At 70.0% G+C, this 16,589-nt stretch carries 13 protein-coding genes and 1 tRNA gene; 11 read left to right on the top strand and 3 right to left on the bottom strand.

Going from position 1 to position 16,589, the window contains the following annotated elements:
* The first annotated feature begins 59 nt into the window (after nt 1–59).
* The 6 genes from ACFCVM_RS04785 (at nt 60) to ACFCVM_RS04760 (ending at nt 5,297) form a co-directional block, all read left to right on the top strand.
* Nucleotides 60–135 (top strand) — tRNA-Thr (locus tag ACFCVM_RS04785).
* A gap of 148 nt (nt 136–283) precedes the next feature.
* Nucleotides 284–901 carry a hypothetical protein gene (locus tag ACFCVM_RS04780; RefSeq protein ID WP_375834521.1) on the top strand — a complete coding sequence of 206 codons (618 nt, stop codon included), beginning with the start codon at nt 284–286 and terminating at the stop codon, nt 899–901.
* A gap of 175 nt (nt 902–1,076) precedes the next feature.
* Nucleotides 1,077–2,060, top strand: coding sequence for a Gfo/Idh/MocA family protein (locus ACFCVM_RS04775; protein ID WP_375834518.1), 984 nt, complete (start codon nt 1,077–1,079; stop codon nt 2,058–2,060).
* Nucleotides 2,061–2,139: 79 nt separating this feature from the next.
* Nucleotides 2,140–3,744 (top strand): D-alanyl-D-alanine carboxypeptidase/D-alanyl-D-alanine-endopeptidase, encoded by a 1,605-nt coding sequence (locus tag ACFCVM_RS04770; protein ID WP_375834516.1) that lies wholly within the window; start codon nt 2,140–2,142, stop codon nt 3,742–3,744.
* A 105-nt stretch (nt 3,745–3,849) separates the two neighbouring features.
* Complete coding sequence (locus ACFCVM_RS04765; protein ID WP_375834513.1) at nt 3,850–4,452, top strand: isochorismatase family protein; 603 nt, start codon at nt 3,850–3,852, stop codon at nt 4,450–4,452.
* Nucleotides 4,449–5,297 (top strand): alpha/beta fold hydrolase, encoded by an 849-nt coding sequence (locus tag ACFCVM_RS04760; RefSeq protein WP_375834511.1) that lies wholly within the window; start codon nt 4,449–4,451, stop codon nt 5,295–5,297. The genes ACFCVM_RS04765 and ACFCVM_RS04760 overlap by 4 nt, the downstream gene beginning before the upstream one ends.
* 70 nt (nt 5,298–5,367) lie before the next feature.
* Here the strand turns inward: ACFCVM_RS04760 and ACFCVM_RS04755 are convergent, their stop codons facing one another.
* Nucleotides 5,368–6,573, bottom strand: coding sequence for a metallophosphoesterase (locus tag ACFCVM_RS04755; RefSeq protein ID WP_375834508.1), 1,206 nt, complete (start codon nt 6,571–6,573; stop codon nt 5,368–5,370).
* Nucleotides 6,574–6,843: 270 nt separating this feature from the next.
* On the opposite strand from ACFCVM_RS04755, the gene ACFCVM_RS04750 reads away from it, so the two are divergent.
* Nucleotides 6,844–7,902, top strand: coding sequence for a LacI family DNA-binding transcriptional regulator (locus ACFCVM_RS04750; RefSeq protein WP_375834506.1), 1,059 nt, complete (start codon nt 6,844–6,846; stop codon nt 7,900–7,902).
* Between the two features lie 20 nt (nt 7,903–7,922).
* Here the strand turns inward: ACFCVM_RS04750 and ACFCVM_RS04745 are convergent, their stop codons facing one another.
* On the bottom strand, nt 7,923–9,359 hold the full coding sequence (locus ACFCVM_RS04745) for a hypothetical protein (protein WP_375834504.1): 1,437 nt from the start codon (nt 9,357–9,359) through the stop codon (nt 7,923–7,925).
* Complete coding sequence (locus ACFCVM_RS04740) at nt 9,356–11,500, bottom strand: alpha-galactosidase (protein WP_375834501.1); 2,145 nt, start codon at nt 11,498–11,500, stop codon at nt 9,356–9,358. The genes ACFCVM_RS04745 and ACFCVM_RS04740 overlap by 4 nt, the downstream gene beginning before the upstream one ends.
* Before the next feature lie 107 nt (nt 11,501–11,607).
* Here ACFCVM_RS04740 and ACFCVM_RS04735 point away from each other — a divergent pair, with 107 nt between their 5' ends.
* From ACFCVM_RS04735 to ACFCVM_RS04720, 4 genes are read left to right on the top strand one after another with little or no spacing between them, the layout of a single operon-like run.
* Complete coding sequence (locus ACFCVM_RS04735) at nt 11,608–12,957, top strand: ABC transporter substrate-binding protein (RefSeq protein WP_375834499.1); 1,350 nt, start codon at nt 11,608–11,610, stop codon at nt 12,955–12,957.
* A gap of 57 nt (nt 12,958–13,014) precedes the next feature.
* Complete coding sequence (locus ACFCVM_RS04730; RefSeq protein ID WP_375834497.1) at nt 13,015–13,956, top strand: carbohydrate ABC transporter permease; 942 nt, start codon at nt 13,015–13,017, stop codon at nt 13,954–13,956.
* Complete coding sequence (locus ACFCVM_RS04725; RefSeq protein ID WP_375834494.1) at nt 13,953–14,798, top strand: carbohydrate ABC transporter permease; 846 nt, start codon at nt 13,953–13,955, stop codon at nt 14,796–14,798. Before ACFCVM_RS04730 ends, ACFCVM_RS04725 begins: the two co-directional genes overlap by 4 nt.
* A gap of 11 nt (nt 14,799–14,809) precedes the next feature.
* Nucleotides 14,810–16,552, top strand: coding sequence for a glycoside hydrolase family 36 protein (locus ACFCVM_RS04720; protein WP_375834491.1), 1,743 nt, complete (start codon nt 14,810–14,812; stop codon nt 16,550–16,552).
* Nucleotides 16,553–16,589 lie beyond the last annotated feature (37 nt).

Below are 16,589 nucleotides of genomic sequence, written 5' to 3'. Positions count from 1 at the left end.
AAACCCGCTAACATGGATTCTCGTGCCAGTCGGTGCGCTTCCAGCGCTCCGGATGCCACGCCGCCTTAGCTCAGTCGGCAGAGCGTCTCACTCGTAATGAGAAGGTCGTGGGTTCGATTCCCACAGGCGGCTCCATCAGCAGAAGGGCCCGGAGAGATCCGGGCCCTTCTGCGTTTCGTGCGGCGAATTCGGCATTGTTCGACGCGGGAGGCGGCTCAGTGCCAGCCCTGACATTCGAGCCGGCGCCTCGCACCACGTGCCAGCGCCCCGCTAGTGTCCAGCCATGCGTACATCAGCCTTCGTCACCGCCATCGCCGCGGTGCTCGTCCTCGCGGGGTGCTCTTCCTCCGCCGAGGGGTCGACTCCGACTGCTTCCGTCCCGTCGACGACCACCCCGCCTGCCGCTTCGGAGCCGGTCGAACCCACCCCGGTCGACGTCGACGACCCCTCGACGTGGATCATCGACGGCGCCGGAATCGGGCCGATCGAGCGCGGCGCGGCGCTTCCCGCGCAGGGGAGCAGCCTGGGGCCGTACACGACCGTGCAGGACGACTGCCCGAACCCCGGAGTACGCCGCTTCACCGCCGACGCTTTCCCGAATCTCACCGTCGTCGACGGTGACGGGGATGAGCTGGTCAAGTGGGTCGGTGTCGACGGATGGAACGTCGACGGCGCACTCGAGAACTCGCCGTCGACGGCAGCCGGCATCGCGCTCGGTTCGGACCTCGCCGAGGTGGAGTCGGCGTACCCCGACCTCGAGCTCACGCGCGAATACGGCACTACGAGTTTCCACAGCATCGCTGATTCCGGCGCCTGGATCGTCTTCACCGTCGAGGACGGCGTGGTGGCCGCGATCACCTCGTCGCCGGATCCCACCGTGCCCACCGAGTACTGCGGCTGAGATCTCGCCCACGCGCACGAACGGCCCGGGGTCTCCGGGCCGTTCGCCTGCGCAGGAGAAACAGGCGCTACGCCGAAGCTAACCTGAACACCGCGCGGCCGCAGCTCCCCGTACAGGGGGCGTTGCCGTGGGCGACGCGGTCGAGCCGTGGGCGCAGGCGGCATAGGCTGTCGGCATGACGGAACGACTGCGCTGGGGCATCCTCGCGACGGGCGGCATCGCGCACGCCTTCACCAACGACTTGAAGCTCAACGGATTCACCGTGCAGGCGGTGGGATCCCGCTCGCAGGAGAGCGCCGACGCATTCGCCGCCGAGTTCGACATCCCGAACGCGCACGCCAGCTACGAAGCGCTCGTCGCCGACCCCGAGGTCGACGTGATCTACGTGTCGACACCGCATCCGATGCATGCCGCCGGGGCTGCACTCGCGCTCGAAGCCGGCAAGCACGTGCTCGTCGAGAAGGCGTTCACCGTCAACGCGGCCGAGGCACGAGCCCTCGCCGAGCTCGCCTCCGCCAAGGGGCTCCTCGTGCTCGAGGCGATGTGGACCAGGTATCTCCCGCACATGGCGCGCATCCGCGAGATCATCGCGGCCGGCACGCTCGGCGACGTGCGCACGCTCATCGCCGACCACACGCAGCTGCTCTCCGATGACCCGGCGCACCGCATCAACGCGCTCGAGCTCGGCGGCGGCGCACTGCTCGACCTCGGCATCTACCCCATCTCCTTCGCATGGGACCTCTTCGGTGCGCCAGCGACGACGCAGGCGTCGGCGACCTTCAAGTCGACGCGTGCCGACGCGCAGGTGGCCGTCGTCTACGGGTACGAGGGCGGGCGCATGGCCTCGACCCTTTCCGCGAGCGATGTGAAGGGGCCGAACACCGCCGTCGTGCTCGGCACGAAGGCCCGTATCGAGATCGACCACGTCTGGTACACGCCGACGACCTTCCGGGTCATCGCCGCCGACGGCACGCAGCTCGAGGAGTATCGTTCGGAGGTCGTCGGCCGCGGCATGCAATTCCAGGCCGAGGCGGTCGAACGGCTCGTGGCCGCAGGCACCCTCTCGGGCGACCTGCTGCCGATCGACGAGACCGTCGCGATCATGGCATCGCTCGACGAGATCCGCCGGCAGATCGGACTCGTCTACCCGGGCGAGTGATCGGCATGCTCCTGATCGACGAGCTCGATCGGGGGCATGATCAGGTTCTCTTGAGGATGGCTCGCGTAGGATCACCCGGGTGATCGACGAGACGGATGCCACGGGGGAGACCCCCGACGACGGCGACCCCTCGCACGTGCGCACTGACACGGACGTGCCCGCCGACTCGGACGTGCCTGCCGACACGGACGTGCTCGCTGACTCGGACGTGCCTGTCGACGCGGAAGCACCCGTCGACGCCTCGGCGGCCGCCTCCCCGAAGACCGGCGTGCTCGCCTCGATGTCCGCATTCGCCCGCAAGCACCGGCTGCCGCTCATGATCGCGGGCGGCGTCGTCGCCTTCGGCCTGATCGGCGGCGGCGCGGTCGCGGCCGGCATCGCGAGCGGCGGCGGCGGAGCGGCATCCGTTGCAGCCATCACGACCGCGACGCCCACGCCGACCGTCGACCCGGCGCGGCCGGTGCCCGAGACGATCGCGGCGGCGGCGCGCCTCCGCACCTGCTCGGTCGCCGATCGCGCAGCAGACGGGCGTCTCGCGAACTTCCAGGCGCAGGTCGTGAACGCCGCGACGGGTGAAGTGCTGTACGACCGCGGCGGCACGACCGCGTCTCGCACCGCGAGCGTCATGAAGGTGCTGACCTCGGCCGCGGCGCTCTCGGTGCTCGGGCCCGACTACCGCACCCCGACGACCGTCGTGAAGGGCTCGGAGCCCGGTTCGGTCGTGCTCGTCGGCGGTGGCGACGCCACCCTCTCGCGCACCTCGAGCGGCACCGAGACCGTCTACCCGGGCGCCGCGCACCTCGATGACCTCGCTGCACAGGTCGAGGCCGCGTGGGCCGCCGACCCGGCGAACCCGCCGCTCACGAAGCTGATCCTCGACGCGAGCTACTTCAGCGGCGACGAATGGGAGCCGAGCTGGGCTCTCAAGGAGCGCGACGACGGTTACATGTCGAACATGGCAGCGCTCATGGTCGATGGCGACCGCGACAACCCGGGCGCGAACACCTCATCGCGCAGCGCCGACCCGGTCGGCAGGGCCGGTGACGCGTTCGCGAGCGAGCTCGGCGGCATCAGCGTGGTCGAGCGCGGCGTCGCTCCCGCCGGGGCGCAGCAGCTCGGACAGGTGCAGTCGCCGACCGTCGCGCAGCTCGTCGACAAGGCGCTCGTCGTCTCCGACAACACCGCGGCCGAGATGCTCGCCCGCCTCGTGGCGATCGAGACGGGCGCCGGCAACTCCTTCGGCGCCATCAACGCCGGCGTGCTGCAGGGCCTCGCCGCCTACGGCATCGACACCGCGGGCATCACGATCGTCGACGGCTCCGGCCTGTCCGACAACAACGCCGTGCCGCCCGCGTACCTGACGCGCCTGTTCGTGAAGATCAACGCCCGCGAAGGCAACCTCGGCGTGCTCATGGACGGCCTGCCGGTCTCGGGCGAGCGAGGCTCGCTCAGCTACGACGACCGCTTCTCGGGCGACAACGCCGTCGCCGACGGTGCGGTCTCGGCGAAGACCGGATGGATCGACACCGGCTACACGCTCTCGGGCGTCGTGCGTGCGCAGGACGGCTCCACCCTGACGTTCGCGATCTACGCCCTCGGCGACGTCACCGATGAGGCGAAGCAAGCGATCGACACGCTGACGACCGGCTTCTACCTCTGCGGCGACAACCTCTCGAACCAGTGATCGCGCGGTTCGCGGAACGCTGAACACTGCGCCTCGACGCCGATCGCTGGAAGAATGGGTGCATCGGCCGAGCAGTGCCGTCTTCAACGTGCGAAGGAGCGAGCCATGACCCGGGCCCTGTTCATCATCGACGTGCAGAACGACTTCACCGAGGGTGGTGCCCTCGGCGTCGACGGGGGAGCCGCCGTCGCCGCCGGCGTCACGCGCCTGCTGCAGCAGCACCGGGGCGAGTACGCGCTGGTCGCGGCATCCCGTGACTGGCACTCGGGCGCGCACGACAACGGCGGCCACTTCGCCGTCGATGCCGAACCCGACTTCGTCGACACCTGGCCGCCGCACTGCGTCGAGGGCACTCCGGGGGCCGAGTACCACCCCGATTTCGACACGTCCGGCGTCGAGGTGCACATCCGCAAGGGGCAGGGAGTGCCCGCCTATTCGATCTTCGAGGGCACGGATGATGCGGGCGCGAGCGTGAGCGACGTGCTCGCCGCCCGGGGCATCACCGACATCGACGTCGTCGGCATCGCCACCGACTACTGCGTTCGAGCGAGCGCGCTCGACGCGGTGGAGCACGGCCAGCACGTGCGCGTCTTCACCGACCTCATCGCGGGCGTCGCCGCGGAGTCGTCGGCGTCCGCGCTGGCAGAGCTCGGCCACGCCGGCGTCGTCATCGCCGAGTCGACGGTGCTCGACGAGGCCGCCTCGTGAGGCAGGCCGGTACGGCGACGACCCCGACCCTCTATGCGGAAGCCCCCGACGGGGTGCTCATCGGATACCGCGTGCACGCCGTCCAGACGGATGAGCCGGCCGACGGGCGCGCAGCGCCGGTCGCCGCGCTGCCGCCGGTGCTGCTCGTGCACGGCTTCGCGTCGGACGCCGCGATCACGTGGGAGGGCACCGGCTGGGTGCGCGCCCTCGAAGACGCCGGCCGAACGACGATCACGCTCGACCTGCGCGGCCACGGTACGAGCGACAAGCCGATCGATGCCGCGTCGTATGCCCCCGGGCTGCTCGGGGCCGACCTCGTCGCGGTGCTCGACTCCGCCGGCGCCGACGTGGTCGACGTCGTCGCGTACTCGATGGGCAACCGCGTGGTCTCGGCGCTGGCGACGAGTTCCCCCGAGCGGGTGCGCCGGGTCGTCGTGGGCGGCGCAGGCCCGAACGAGCTCTTCGCCACGTGGGCGATCGACGACGCGCGTGCGGTGCTGCTCCGCGACGAGGCGCCTCGCGACCCGGTGATCGGGCAGGTGCTGCGCCCCGCGATCGCGGCGGGCGCCGACCGCGACGCACTGCTCGCCGTCATCGAGGGCGTCTCGGGTGCGCCGCTGTCGATTCCCGGTGGCATCCCAGTGCTCTTCGTCGTGGGTGAGAACGACCCCGTGCCGGTCGGCGCGCAGGAGCTCGCCCGCGAGTGGGGCGCCGACTTCGTCTCGGTGCCGGGTCGCGATCACGTCTCCGCGCTCACGTCGAGGGCGTTCAAGGCGGCCGCGATCGCATTCCTCGCCGAGGGCGACCGCGATGCCGAGACCGACCGAAGCCGACCCGAGGCGTAGCCGACGAGCGGCCGCGGGGCGGGCGGTCGCATTCGCGTCCCCCCGCCCCGCCGCACGGTTCCGCCGAACGTCAGATCGCCGCCTGCTTTGGCGCGAGCGGCGTCGGTTCCATCGGCTGGTCGTTCGCCGTCAGGTCGATGCCGTAGTCGCGTGCGTAGACGACGCGCGTGGCGATGTCGACCTCGTCGCCCGCCTGCGTGAGCTCGAACACCCGGCCGCCGCGCATGCGGTTGCGCTCCTCCCCGGCCAGCCCGTAGGCGCCGAAGCCCGTACCGGGCGCATAGCCGAGCAGTACCCCGTAGTAGTTGCCCACGTAGTCGTTGACGTGGTCGTGGCCGACGAAGACGCCCTTGACGTCGCCGCGCTCGAGGATCGCGTTGTACATGCCCGAGTTGAAGGGGCCGGGGCACTCGTCCTCGTTGCGCTCGCCGACGATCGCGTGACGGGTGCGTCCGCGCGCGGCATCCGCTTCGGTGCGGGTGTCGACGCCGCCCCACCACATGAACCGGTGCTCCCAGAGCGCGATGTGGATGAACATGAGGCCAGGCACCTTGCGCTTGAACTTCTTCTCGAGGCGCTGCGATTCCTCGCGGTACCACGAGACCTGGTCCATGCGCAGCCAGTCCCACGTGGGGTAGCCGGCGAAGTCCTGCCCGTCGATGTCGCCGGGCGCGTAGCGACCCGAGTCGAGGAGCCAGAGGCTGAACGCGGTGTCGTTGCCGCGACCCGCGGCGCGGATCGGCACGATCGTGTTGCCGGTGCCCGTGACACCGGCGATGTTCTCGGCGTTCATGTTGAAGTCGTAGCTGCGGTAGAAGTCGAGCATCATGGCCTCGTCGACGCCCGACTGCGGCAGCGAGTCCTCGTCGTGGTTGCCGTAGGTGACCGCCCACGGGATGCCGCGGCTCTCCATCGGCCAGACGACGTTGTTGATCGCCTGCTTCACGGCGAGGCGGGTCTCGCAGCCGCCCGTGATGACGTCGCCGTTGATGAGCACGAAGTCGGGCGCCTCGGCGTCGAGGGTCTTCTCGATCAGCTCGACGGTGCGCCGGTCGGTCAGCTCGTCGTCCTGCGTGTCGTTGAACTGCACGACCTTGAAGGTGCCGTCGGCACGGAAGCGCAGCTTCGGCGCCTTGGCGCGCGGGCCGCCGGTGGCCCCGCGCTCGACGTCGCCGGCTTCGGCGTGTGCGGCCGTCGGGAGCGCAGCGGCACCGAGCACGCCGAGGCCTCCCGCGGTGAGGATGGTCCTGCGGCTGATGGGCGACTTGCCTGGCATCGATCGATCTCCTGTTCGTCGGTGGCGCGCGGTCGGGCGCGCCCTCACCGACGGTAGGGATGGCGGATGACCCGCGGGCGACCTGAAGGTGAACGGTGCGGAGCGACTCGCCTCGGGGGCGACGCGGATCGCAGGGTCGCGGAGCGCGGTGATGCGGACCGCGGTGATGCGGATCGCATTGCCGCGGAGCGCGGTGATGCGGACCGCGGTGATGCGGATCGCAGTGCCGCGGAGCACACCAGAGGCCGCGGTATCGGCAAGAATGGTGCAATGGGAGACACGACCGCCGATCAGACGCCGAAGTCCGGCGTCGTTCGCCGAACGCGGTCGCCCGCAGGCTCAGTCCGCCTCGCGGAGGTCGCCGCGATCGCGGGTGTCAGCGAGGCCACCGTGAGCCGGGTGCTGAACCGCAAGTACGGTGTCTCGGCGAGCACCAGGGAGCAGGTGGAGCGCGCACTGGCGAAGATCGGCTACGAACGGCCGGTCAAGGGTGAGATCGTGCTGCTGCTCGTCCCGGCGCTCAAGGACGCGATCTTCGCTGCGATGTGCACCGCGGTCGAGAGCGAGCTGAGCCCGCACGGACTCCGTGCCGTCGTCTGTCCCGTCGTTCCGGGCTCGGTCGTGGAGCGCGACTACATCGAGGTCATGCTCGACGCGGGCATCGCGGCTGCGGTGTTCCTCTCGTCGAGCAATACGCTGCGCAACGCCGATCCCGTCGCCCGGGAGCTGCTCGAGTCCCGCGGCATCCCGTACATGAGCGTCAACGGCGCGTTCGTCGACTCGCGCACTCCGGTCGTCTCCACCGACGATTGGCAGGCTGCCGAGATCGCGGTCTCGCACCTGTACGATCTCGGCCATCGGCGCATCGGGATGTGCGCCGGGCCGGTCGGCAACACGCCCGCCGATCGACGCGTCGAGGGGTTCCTCGAGGCGATGGATGCGCGCGGGTTGAGCGACGCGGAGGACCTCGTGGTGCGACATCACTTCAGCGTCGACGGCGGACGCCACGCCGCCGAGGAACTGCTGCAGCTCGGGGTCACGGCGATCGTCGCCTCGAGCGACGACATGGCGCTCGGCGCGATCCGGGCGGCGACCCGGCGCGGCCTCGAGGTGCCGAAGGACCTCTCCGTCATCGGCTACAACGATTCCTACCTGCTCGACTTCACCGATCCGCCGCTCACGACGGTGCGCCAGCCGATCGAGAGCCTCGCCGAGAGCTGCGTTCGAACCCTCGTCACGATGATCCAGAACCGCGCGGTGCAGACGACCGAGGCGCTCATCGACCCCGAGCTGCGGCTGCGGCAGTCGACCGGCCCCGTGCCGGTCTGACGTCGATCGAACGCTCGACGTCAGAGCGGGATCGAGCGCCGCTCGCCGGGCGCCACGCGATACGAGCCCTCCGAGTGCGGCGGGCCGAGTGCGTGCGGCCCGCCGAGGTGCGGGTCGTGGAACCGGTCGTCGCGGGCGACGACCGGGCTCCATTCGAGTTCGCGTGAGGTGAGGTTCTCGAGCCAGAGTTCATCGTCGAGCTGCACGCCGACGCCGATGAGGCCGTCGCCGAAGGGGATGCCGGATGCCGCGAGGCGGCGGACGCCGCTCGGCAGCGCGTGCCGCGTGGTCACGGCCGAGGCGGCCGCGTTCGGCTCGAGACCGAGGAAGCCCGCGACGATCTGCGCGACGAGGGTGAACGACACCTCGGGGTAGTCGCCGTTCGCACCCTGCGCGGCGACCTCGTGCTGCTCATCGCGCGCGTGGTACACCGTGCGCATCCACTCGTACGCGGTGTCGGGGCGTCCGTGCCGCAGGAAGACATCGGGCAGATAGCTCAGGGCCTCGATGTTGCGCGGAACGGTGGTGTCGTGACGGCATGCGCGGTCGATGTGCTCGAGCACCGCGGAGCGGTTCGGGTGGTCGGCGTCGACGAGCCCCTTGAGGGGCGGGAACCAGTTCGCCTCCTTCAGCCATTCCCGCAGCGGCGTCCCCTCGGCATCCCATGCGGAGACGAGTTCGCCGGCCGATCGACCAGCAGCGCCCCACTCGTCGACGAAGACCGCGGCGAGCCGCTCGGCGGCCGCCGCGAACCGGTCGGCTGCTTCGAACTCGCCGAGTGCGGACTCGAGGCTCGCGGCATGCAGGTTCGCCGCATACTGCGCCGCGAACGCATCACCGGCCTCCAGCAGCGCTCCCGCGGGTCGCTCGTTGTAGCTCGCGGCGCCGTCGAAGATGCCGGGTCCGTCGGCTTCCGCCACTCCGTTCGGGAGGACCCGGTCGTGCGCGGCGACGAAGTCGGTCAGCGTGCGCCGCCAGTACCCGTGATGCTCGAGGAGAGCCGGATCGCCCGTCCAGCGATAGAGCACGTGCACGAGCTCGACGAGCTCGAAGACGGCGGGAAGCTCGCGCACGAAGCGGTCGGGGCCGCGATAGTCGATGGCGAGCGGGGTGACCCGGTCGAAGTTCAACGCCCACACCGGCCAGCCGCCGTGCTCGGGCGTCGCGGTGCGGACGAAGCTCTCGATCATCGAGGCATTGTGCGGTGCCAGCCCGAGCAGCTGGGCACCGACCGCCTGATGCGCGAAGTCGCGGAGGTAGTAGCCGCTGCGGAACCGGTAGCCGGCGTGATAGCTCGCCCGGTAGTCGGCCGTACGGTACGGGCCGGGGTCGGACTCCGACACGTCGAGCGGCCCGCGGTCGCCGTCGGCCACGACGAAGCGGGCGGCGGCCTGCATCGCCCAGCCGAACATCTCCGCGAGCGATGCGTCGTCGGTCGCGATGCGGAGCCCGGTCACAGCGCGACCAGTTCGATCAGTCCGGCCTCCTGGGGGCGGAGGATCGGCATCGGCAGCCCCACCTCGGCGAGGACGGCGCCGGGCCAGACGCCCGCCTCCGACCACCAGTCCGGCTGTCGGCGGGTCGACGTCGGGTCGGCGGCGACCTCGGGGCGCACCCGGGCCACGCGGTAGCTCGCCGCGGGGTCGAGTCCCGCGAGCCGGAGTGCAGGTCCGGGCAGGTGCGCGGGGGAGTCGATCGTCGCGATCGTCGCGACCGCATGCCGCCGGTCGGCTGAGACGATGGTCTGGGCGATGATCGCCGGCTCGCTCTCGAGGCGGTGCAGCCTGCCGCGTTCGATGAGCGGTCGCAGGCGTACGAACTCGGAGATCCATCCGGTGAGCGCGGCACGCTCGTGGGGGGTCGCCTGACGCAGGTCCCATTCGATGCCGAAACTGCCGATCATGGCGGTGATCGCTCGGAAGTCGATCGAGCTGGTGCGACCGGTGACGTGGGCGGTCGCCGCGCCCACGTGCGCTCCGAGCAGTTCGGGCGGCATCAGGAGGCTCGTCCAGCGCTGGATGCGCTGACGCTCGAGCGGGTCGTTCGAGTCGCTCGTCCAGAACCGGTCGGTGCGCTCGGCGATGCCGAGGTCGATCCGGCCGCCGCCGGCCGAGCACGATTCGATCTCGAGCCATGGGCAGGCCGCGCGGATCTCGTCGATGAGGGCGTAGACCGCCTGCGTCTGGCGATGCACGCCCGCCCGGCCGGTCAGGCGATCGACGGGTTCGACGAGGTCGCGATTGTGATCCCACTTGACGTAGTCGATGCGGTGCTCGGTGACGAGCTGGACGATGCGATCACGCAGGTGGGCTCGCGCGTCGGGGTGGCCGACGTTGAGCACGAGCTGCTGCCTCGCGAGCGGGGCGTCCCGGTGCTGCGGCGAGAGGATCCACTCGGGGTGGGCGCGAGCGAGCCGGGAATCGGGGTTGACCATCTCAGGCTCGAACCAGATGCCGAACTGCATGCCGAGCCCGCGGACGCGATCGACGAGCGGCGCGAGTCCGTGCGGCCACACGTCGGAGTCGACGACCCAGTCGCCGAGCCCGGCGCGGTCGTGCCGGCGGCCGAGGAACCATCCGTCGTCGAGCACGAACCGCTCGACGCCGACCTCGGCGGCGATCTCGGCGAGTTCGTGGAGCGGCTCGAGCGTGTGGTCGAAGTACACCGCCTCCCAGGTGTTCAGCGTGACCGGCCGTCCGACGGCGGGGTGCGTCGGCCGGGCGCGCAGGGCGTCGTGAATGCGAGCGGATGCATCGTCGAGGCCGACGCCGTATGCGGCGTACAGCCAGGGCATCTCGTACTCCTCGCCGGGATCGAGCTCGACCTCGCCGGGCAGCAGGAGTTCGCCGCCGCCGAGGGCGGTCCGTCCGCCGTTCGTGCGGTGCGCCCAGAGACGTTGGTTGCCCGACCAGCCGAGGTGCACCGCCCAGACCTCACCGCGGTCGAAGGCGAAGCCCTCGGTGCCGGCGACGAGCAGCGTCGTCGCGTCGGGCCCGGGGCGGCCGCGGCGCTGTTCGCGTACGTGGGTGCCGTCGGTGATCGTCGCGCGCTGGGGGCGGCGTTCGCCGCCGTGCCGACCCGAGAAGTCGAGCAGCTCGGCCGTGCGGCCGGGCACGGGGAGGGCGAGGTCGAGCCCATCGAGCCGGTACCGCTCCTCGCCGTCGTTGCGGACGACGGCGTGCACGCGCAACAGGCCGGAACGGAGGAGCTCGAACTCCAGACGGACGGCGAGCCGATTCGCGGCATCCGTCGCCGTTGCCACGAGCCGGTGCGCGATCGTCGCCGAGTCGACCTGTTCGACGTCGACGACGACGTCGTCGAAGTCGGGGAATCCAGCGCGCCCGGCGCGATCGCCGGTGAGTCCGGGCGGACCCATCCAGGCCTGATTCGGCTCCGGCAGCACGCCGACCGCGATGGGCTGGTCCGGTTCGCTCGTCACGCGGGTGGCGTGCGCATGCTCGGCGACCCGGGCGAGGGCGCGCTCGTCGAGCGGTCCGAGGTCGCGTCCCCAGTGACAGATCACGGGCAGCGTACTGCCCGATGCCTCGATGACGACGCTCACGCCCCCCGTACGCAGATGGAACACCGATTCAGCCATATTCGCCTCCGTTGTAAGTTTGCAGACTCTTGCTGCATATATACACGCAATATGTTACTGTCGCCGAGTCGCCGATGACGCGACTCACCGAGAAAGGACTGCGAACAATGAGGTTCACATTGAACAAGCGATCACGCGGGGTGGCGGTCACAGCAGCCGCCATCGCGACCGCTTCGGCACTCGTCGGATGCTCGGCCGCCTCGGCCGACACCAGCGCAACCGATGGCGACGTATCGGGCAAGATCACGATCTGGACGTGGGATGCTCCGGGCGACGGGCTCAAGGCGGCGATCCCCGCCTTCCAGGAGCTCCACCCCGATGTCGAGATCGACGTGCAGGACGTCGGCAACCCGGCGATCTGGGAGAAGATCACGACCGGCATGGCCGCCGGGGGCTCGGGATTGCCCGACGTGCTGAACATCGGCATCGACTACATGGGCAACTACGTCGAGAAGTTCCCCGGCGAACTCGTGGACCTTCGCGAATTCGGCGCGGACGAGCTCGCCGACGACTTCGCGTCGGGAGCGTGGAAGAGCGGCTCGGGCGCCGGCGGTGCCGTCTACGGCATTCCGTACGAGGTCAACGCCACCGGCTTCTTCTACCGCACCGACGTCTTCGAGCAGGCCGGCGTCGACATCGACTCGATCGAGACGTGGGACCAGCTGCTCGAGGCGGGCGTCACGATCAAGGAGAAGACGGGCGTCAACCTCTACAACCAGGACAAGGCGGCGTCCGCGGCGGACTCGGCCGGACTCTGGCAGCTGCTCACGGCGCTGCAGGGCTCGTTCTACTTCGACGAGCAGGGCGAGATCACGATGAACGACGAGGCCGGCGTGCACGCCCTCGAGCTCATCAAGAAGGCGAACGACCTCGGCATCGTCGGCGACCAGCAGGGCAGCTGGGACACGCTGCTCGAGTCGCTCCGAGGTGAGACCGATGTCGCGATCATGCCGTCGGGCGGATGGATGGCCGGCGTCATGGAGAACGAGGCGCCCGACATGGCCGGAAACTGGGGCGTCCGCCTCCCACCGGCTGTCGAGCCCGGTGGCATCACGGCTGCGGTGAACGGCGGCACCTACCTCTCGATCCCGACCGAGAGCAAGAACCAGCGCACGGCATGGGAGTTCGTGAACTTCGCGCTCGGCACCCTCGAGGGGCAGAAGGTCGTCTACGACGGCGGAGGCATGTTCCCCGGCTACAAGCCGATGCTCGAGTCCGAGGGTTTCGCAGAGCCGAGCGAGTACTTCAACGGGCAGTCGCCGAACGAGATCTTCATCGCCGAGCTGGCGCAGGACACCCCCGTCGTCAACTTCACGAGCGACTACGCGCGCGCGTTGAAGGCCCTCACCGACGCGCAGACGCGCGTGCTGCTCTCCGGGGCCGACCCGCAGGACGCGCTGGATGAGGCCGCCGAACAGGTGGCGCAGCAGACGAACCGCAAGCTCGCGTCCGACTGACCGGCCGGGTGCGCCGGCGCGACCCGCCGGCGCACCCCCTGACGAAGCGACTCACACGTGAACGCACTCCTCGAGACCATCGACGAGCGGCCGGCGACCGACCGCCGCCGTCCGCCGTCGCGCCGCCGCCGTTCCTCGATCGGCCACCCCCGGCTCACGCCGTACCTCTTCCTCCTGCCCACGATCCTGTTGTTCCTGGGCTTCAAGCTCTATCCGTACCTCTCCGCATTCTGGGTCAGCCTGACGCAGAACGTCGGCGGCGTCACCGCCTTCGTCGGCCTCGACAACTACATCCGCCTCGCGCAGGACCCCCTCTTCTACACCGCACTCGGCAACACGTTCCTCATCCTCGTCGTGCAGGTGCCGCTCATGCTCGCCCTCGGCGTCGTGCTGTCGGTCGCGTTCAACTCGATGCTGCTCAAGTGGCGGGCGTTCTGGCGCACCACCTACTTCGTGCCGATCGTCATGGGCCTCGTCGCCTACGGCATCCTCTTCAGGGCGCTGTTCGACTCAGGGGACGGCGTCGTCAACGAATTGCTCGGCGCGATCGGCATCGGTCCGATCCCGTGGCTCGTCGACCCGTTCTGGGCGAAGATCTCGATCGTGCTCGCGATGACCTGGCACTACACGGGCCAGAACGCGATCATCTACCTCGCGCAGCTGCAGTCGATCCCGGGCGAGCTCTACGAAGCCGCCCAGGTCGACGGCGCGAACGGGTGGCAGCGCTTCTGGAACATCACGATGCCCGGGCTGCGACCCGCGCTGCTGCTCACCGTGATCCTCTCGACCATCGGCACGCTCCAGCTCTTCGACGAGCCGTACGTGCTGACGAACGGCGGGCCCGACAACGCGACGCTGACGATCGGCATGTACCTCTACCAGAACGGGTTCAGGTACTTCGACTTCGGCTACGCCTCGGCGATCGGCTATGCGCTCACGCTCATCATCGCCGTGATCTCGCTCATCCAGTTCCGCCTCTTCAAGGAGAAGACCCGATGACCGACGCACTGGTCGGAGTCCGCGGCCGACGCACCAGATCGCTCGTCCTCACGACGGTGATCGCCGCGGGCAGCATCGTGATGATCCTGCCGTTCTACTGGCTCATCATCGCGACGACGTATCCCTCGAGCGAGATCTTCGCCTCGCCGCCGAACCTGCTGCCCGGCCCCGCCTTCTTCGACAACCTCTCGGGCCTGCTCACCGAGACGCTCTTCGGCCGTGCGATCGGCAACTCCGTGCTCGTGGCATCCGTGTACACCGTGCTCGGCCTCGTCGTCTGCACCGCCGCGGGCTACGCCTTCGCGAAGTTCGAGTTCCGCGGGCGCGGCGTGCTGTTCGGCGCCGTGCTGGTCACGCTCGCCCTGCCCTCGCAGGTGACGCTCGTGCCGCTCTTCCAGATCATGGTGACCCTCGGCTGGCTCGACACCTATCAGGCCCTCATCCTGCCGAGTCTCGCGATGCCGTTCGGCATCTTCCTCATGCGCCAGACGATGCTCGCCGTACCCGACGAGCTGCTCCAGGCGGCCCGGGTCGACGGCGCGGGGGAGTTCCGGGTGTTCAGCAGGATCGTGCTGCCCACGGTGCGTCCCGCGATCGCCGCCCTCGCGATCTTCCTGTTCCTCGGCCAGTGGAACGAGTTCGTCTACCCGCTCGTCGTGCTGCGCACGCCGGAGTCGTTCACCATCCCCGTCTCGCTCGCCTCGTTGCAGGGCATCGGCACCACGGACTACGGGCAGCTGATGACGGGAACGCTCCTGTCGGTGCTGCCGATCCTGGTCCTGTTCCTGTTCCTGCAGCGTCATTTCGTCGCCGGCATCCTCGCCGGCGCAGTCAAGCAATAGGAGTCCTGCACGTGCTACTTGAAGACCATCACCTCTCACTGATCGAGTGGACCGAGCTCCCCAGGGGCATCCGCCTCGGCACCGGAGGCGCGGTCCGAGTGTCCGAGCGGGCCGAGGACGGCGGTCTCGTGCGGATCGGCCTCGCCGTACAGGGCGAGGGGCAGGTCGTGCTCGAACTCCCGTTGGGAACCGCCGCCGGCTACTGGAATCCCGGACTCTCGGCCGATCGCGGTCTCCCCGCCGACTGGAAGGGGCGCGATCGCTTCAGCGCGGTGAGGTCGGCGCCGATCGGGGTGCTCTACGACGCCGACGGCGACAGCCGGCTCGCCTTCGGCTTCGACTGCCTGGTGCACGAGGGCGAACTGCAGTACGGCGTCTCCGAGGAGGAGAAGACCTTCGTCGTGCGCCTGCCGATCGAGGGGCGGCTCGCCGAGCTGGAGGACGGACTCGGCCTCGTGATCGTCGGCGAGGCGATGCCGTACGTGCGCGCGGTCCGGGCGATCTCAGGGGCGGTGCGCGCCGATCTGCCGGTGCGACCCGCGTCGACGGCCTCGCGGGAGCCGGTCTACTCGACCTGGTACGCCTACTCGCAGCGCATCTCGGAGCAGATCATCGAGTCGGATGTCGCGGTCGCGGCAGAGCTCGGCTGCCGCTCCGTCTTCATCGACGACGGCTGGCAGCGTTTCGGCGACGGCCGCTGGTACGCGGGCTGCGGGGACTGGGTGCCCGACGAGTCCAAGTTCCCCGACCTCGCGGCACTCTCGGGCCGGCTGCACGCGCAAGGTCTCGACGTCGTGCTGTGGGTCGCACCGCTCCTGCTCGGCGAACAGAGCGAGGCGTTCGATCGGCTGCGTCCCTTCGCGACGCACTACGCCGAGGGGCTGCGGGCCTGGGTGCTCGACCCGAGGCATCCCGAGGTGCGCGCGCACCTCGTCGAGACGTGCGCTCGGCTCATGCGGGTCTACGACCTCGACGGGCTCAAGATCGACTTCCTGAACAACGCCATGGCGTACGCGGGCGAGCCGTCGACCGGCGACCTCGCCGACGTGGGGGAGGCGATGACCGTGCTGCTGCGGGGTGTCGCCGACGCCGTCGACCTCGAACGGCCCGGCGCCCTGATCGAGTTCCGTCAGCCGTACGTCTCCCCGGCGGTCGCGTCGTACGCCGACGTCGTGCGGGCCGACGACTGCCCGGCGGACGCCTTCCAGAACCGTCGGTCGATCCTCGACCTCCGGCTGCTCGCGAGCGGGCAGGTCGTGCACGCCGATCCCGTCATGTGGGATCCGTCGGCGACACCCGGTGCCGCGGCACGGCAGTTGTTCGGCGCCTTCTTCGGCGTGCCCCAGATCTCGATGCCGCTCGCCTCGCTCCCGGCGGCGCATCGCGACGAGGTCGCCGCGGTGCTCGGGGTGTGGCGCGAGCTGCGCGACGTGCTGCTCGACGGCGAGATCACGGCTGGCCTTCCCGTCGACGGCTATCCGTCGGCGGCGGCCCGCCTCGGCGACACGCTCGTGGTGGGCGCGTACAGCGGAAGCGTCGTCGACCTCGACCTCGAGGGGGTGCGCCGGCTCGTCGTCCTGAACGCGTCGGAGTCGTCGCACGTGGCGTATCGGCGTGTCGCGCGTGCGTCGTCGACGGCCGAGCTCGCGATCCTCACGGGTTCCGCGGGTGCGGTCCCGGTGCGGGTGGAGCTCGCGACGCAGGGCTTCCTGGCGATCCCGCCGTGGTCGATCGGCGAGCTCGTCATCGACTGAGCACGGCGCAGAACGCGAACGCCGCCCGGTGGCCCCG

The organism is Agromyces sp. NPDC056389, assembly GCF_042262385.1.
In the GTDB taxonomy this organism is placed as follows: Bacteria; Actinomycetota; Actinomycetes; order Actinomycetales; family Microbacteriaceae; genus Agromyces.
This window is presented reverse-complemented; position numbering and strand designations above follow the sequence as displayed.

Bases quoted from the DNA above. Each gene is read 5' to 3' on its own strand.
- ACFCVM_RS04775 (WP_375834518.1), top strand. From the start codon at position 1,077: ATGACGGAACGACTGCGCTGGGGCATCCTCGCGACGGGCGGCATCGCG.
- ACFCVM_RS04740 (WP_375834501.1), bottom strand. From the start codon at position 11,500: ATGGCTGAATCGGTGTTCCATCTGCGTACGGGGGGCGTGAGCGTCGTC.
- ACFCVM_RS04765 (WP_375834513.1), top strand. From the start codon at position 3,850: ATGACCCGGGCCCTGTTCATCATCGACGTGCAGAACGACTTCACCGAG.
- ACFCVM_RS04750 (WP_375834506.1), top strand. From the start codon at position 6,844: ATGGGAGACACGACCGCCGATCAGACGCCGAAGTCCGGCGTCGTTCGC.
- ACFCVM_RS04735 (WP_375834499.1), top strand. From the start codon at position 11,608: ATGAGGTTCACATTGAACAAGCGATCACGCGGGGTGGCGGTCACAGCA.
- ACFCVM_RS04725 (WP_375834494.1), top strand. From the start codon at position 13,953: ATGACCGACGCACTGGTCGGAGTCCGCGGCCGACGCACCAGATCGCTC.
- ACFCVM_RS04755 (WP_375834508.1), bottom strand. From the start codon at position 6,573: ATGCCAGGCAAGTCGCCCATCAGCCGCAGGACCATCCTCACCGCGGGA.
- ACFCVM_RS04780 (WP_375834521.1), top strand. From the start codon at position 284: ATGCGTACATCAGCCTTCGTCACCGCCATCGCCGCGGTGCTCGTCCTC.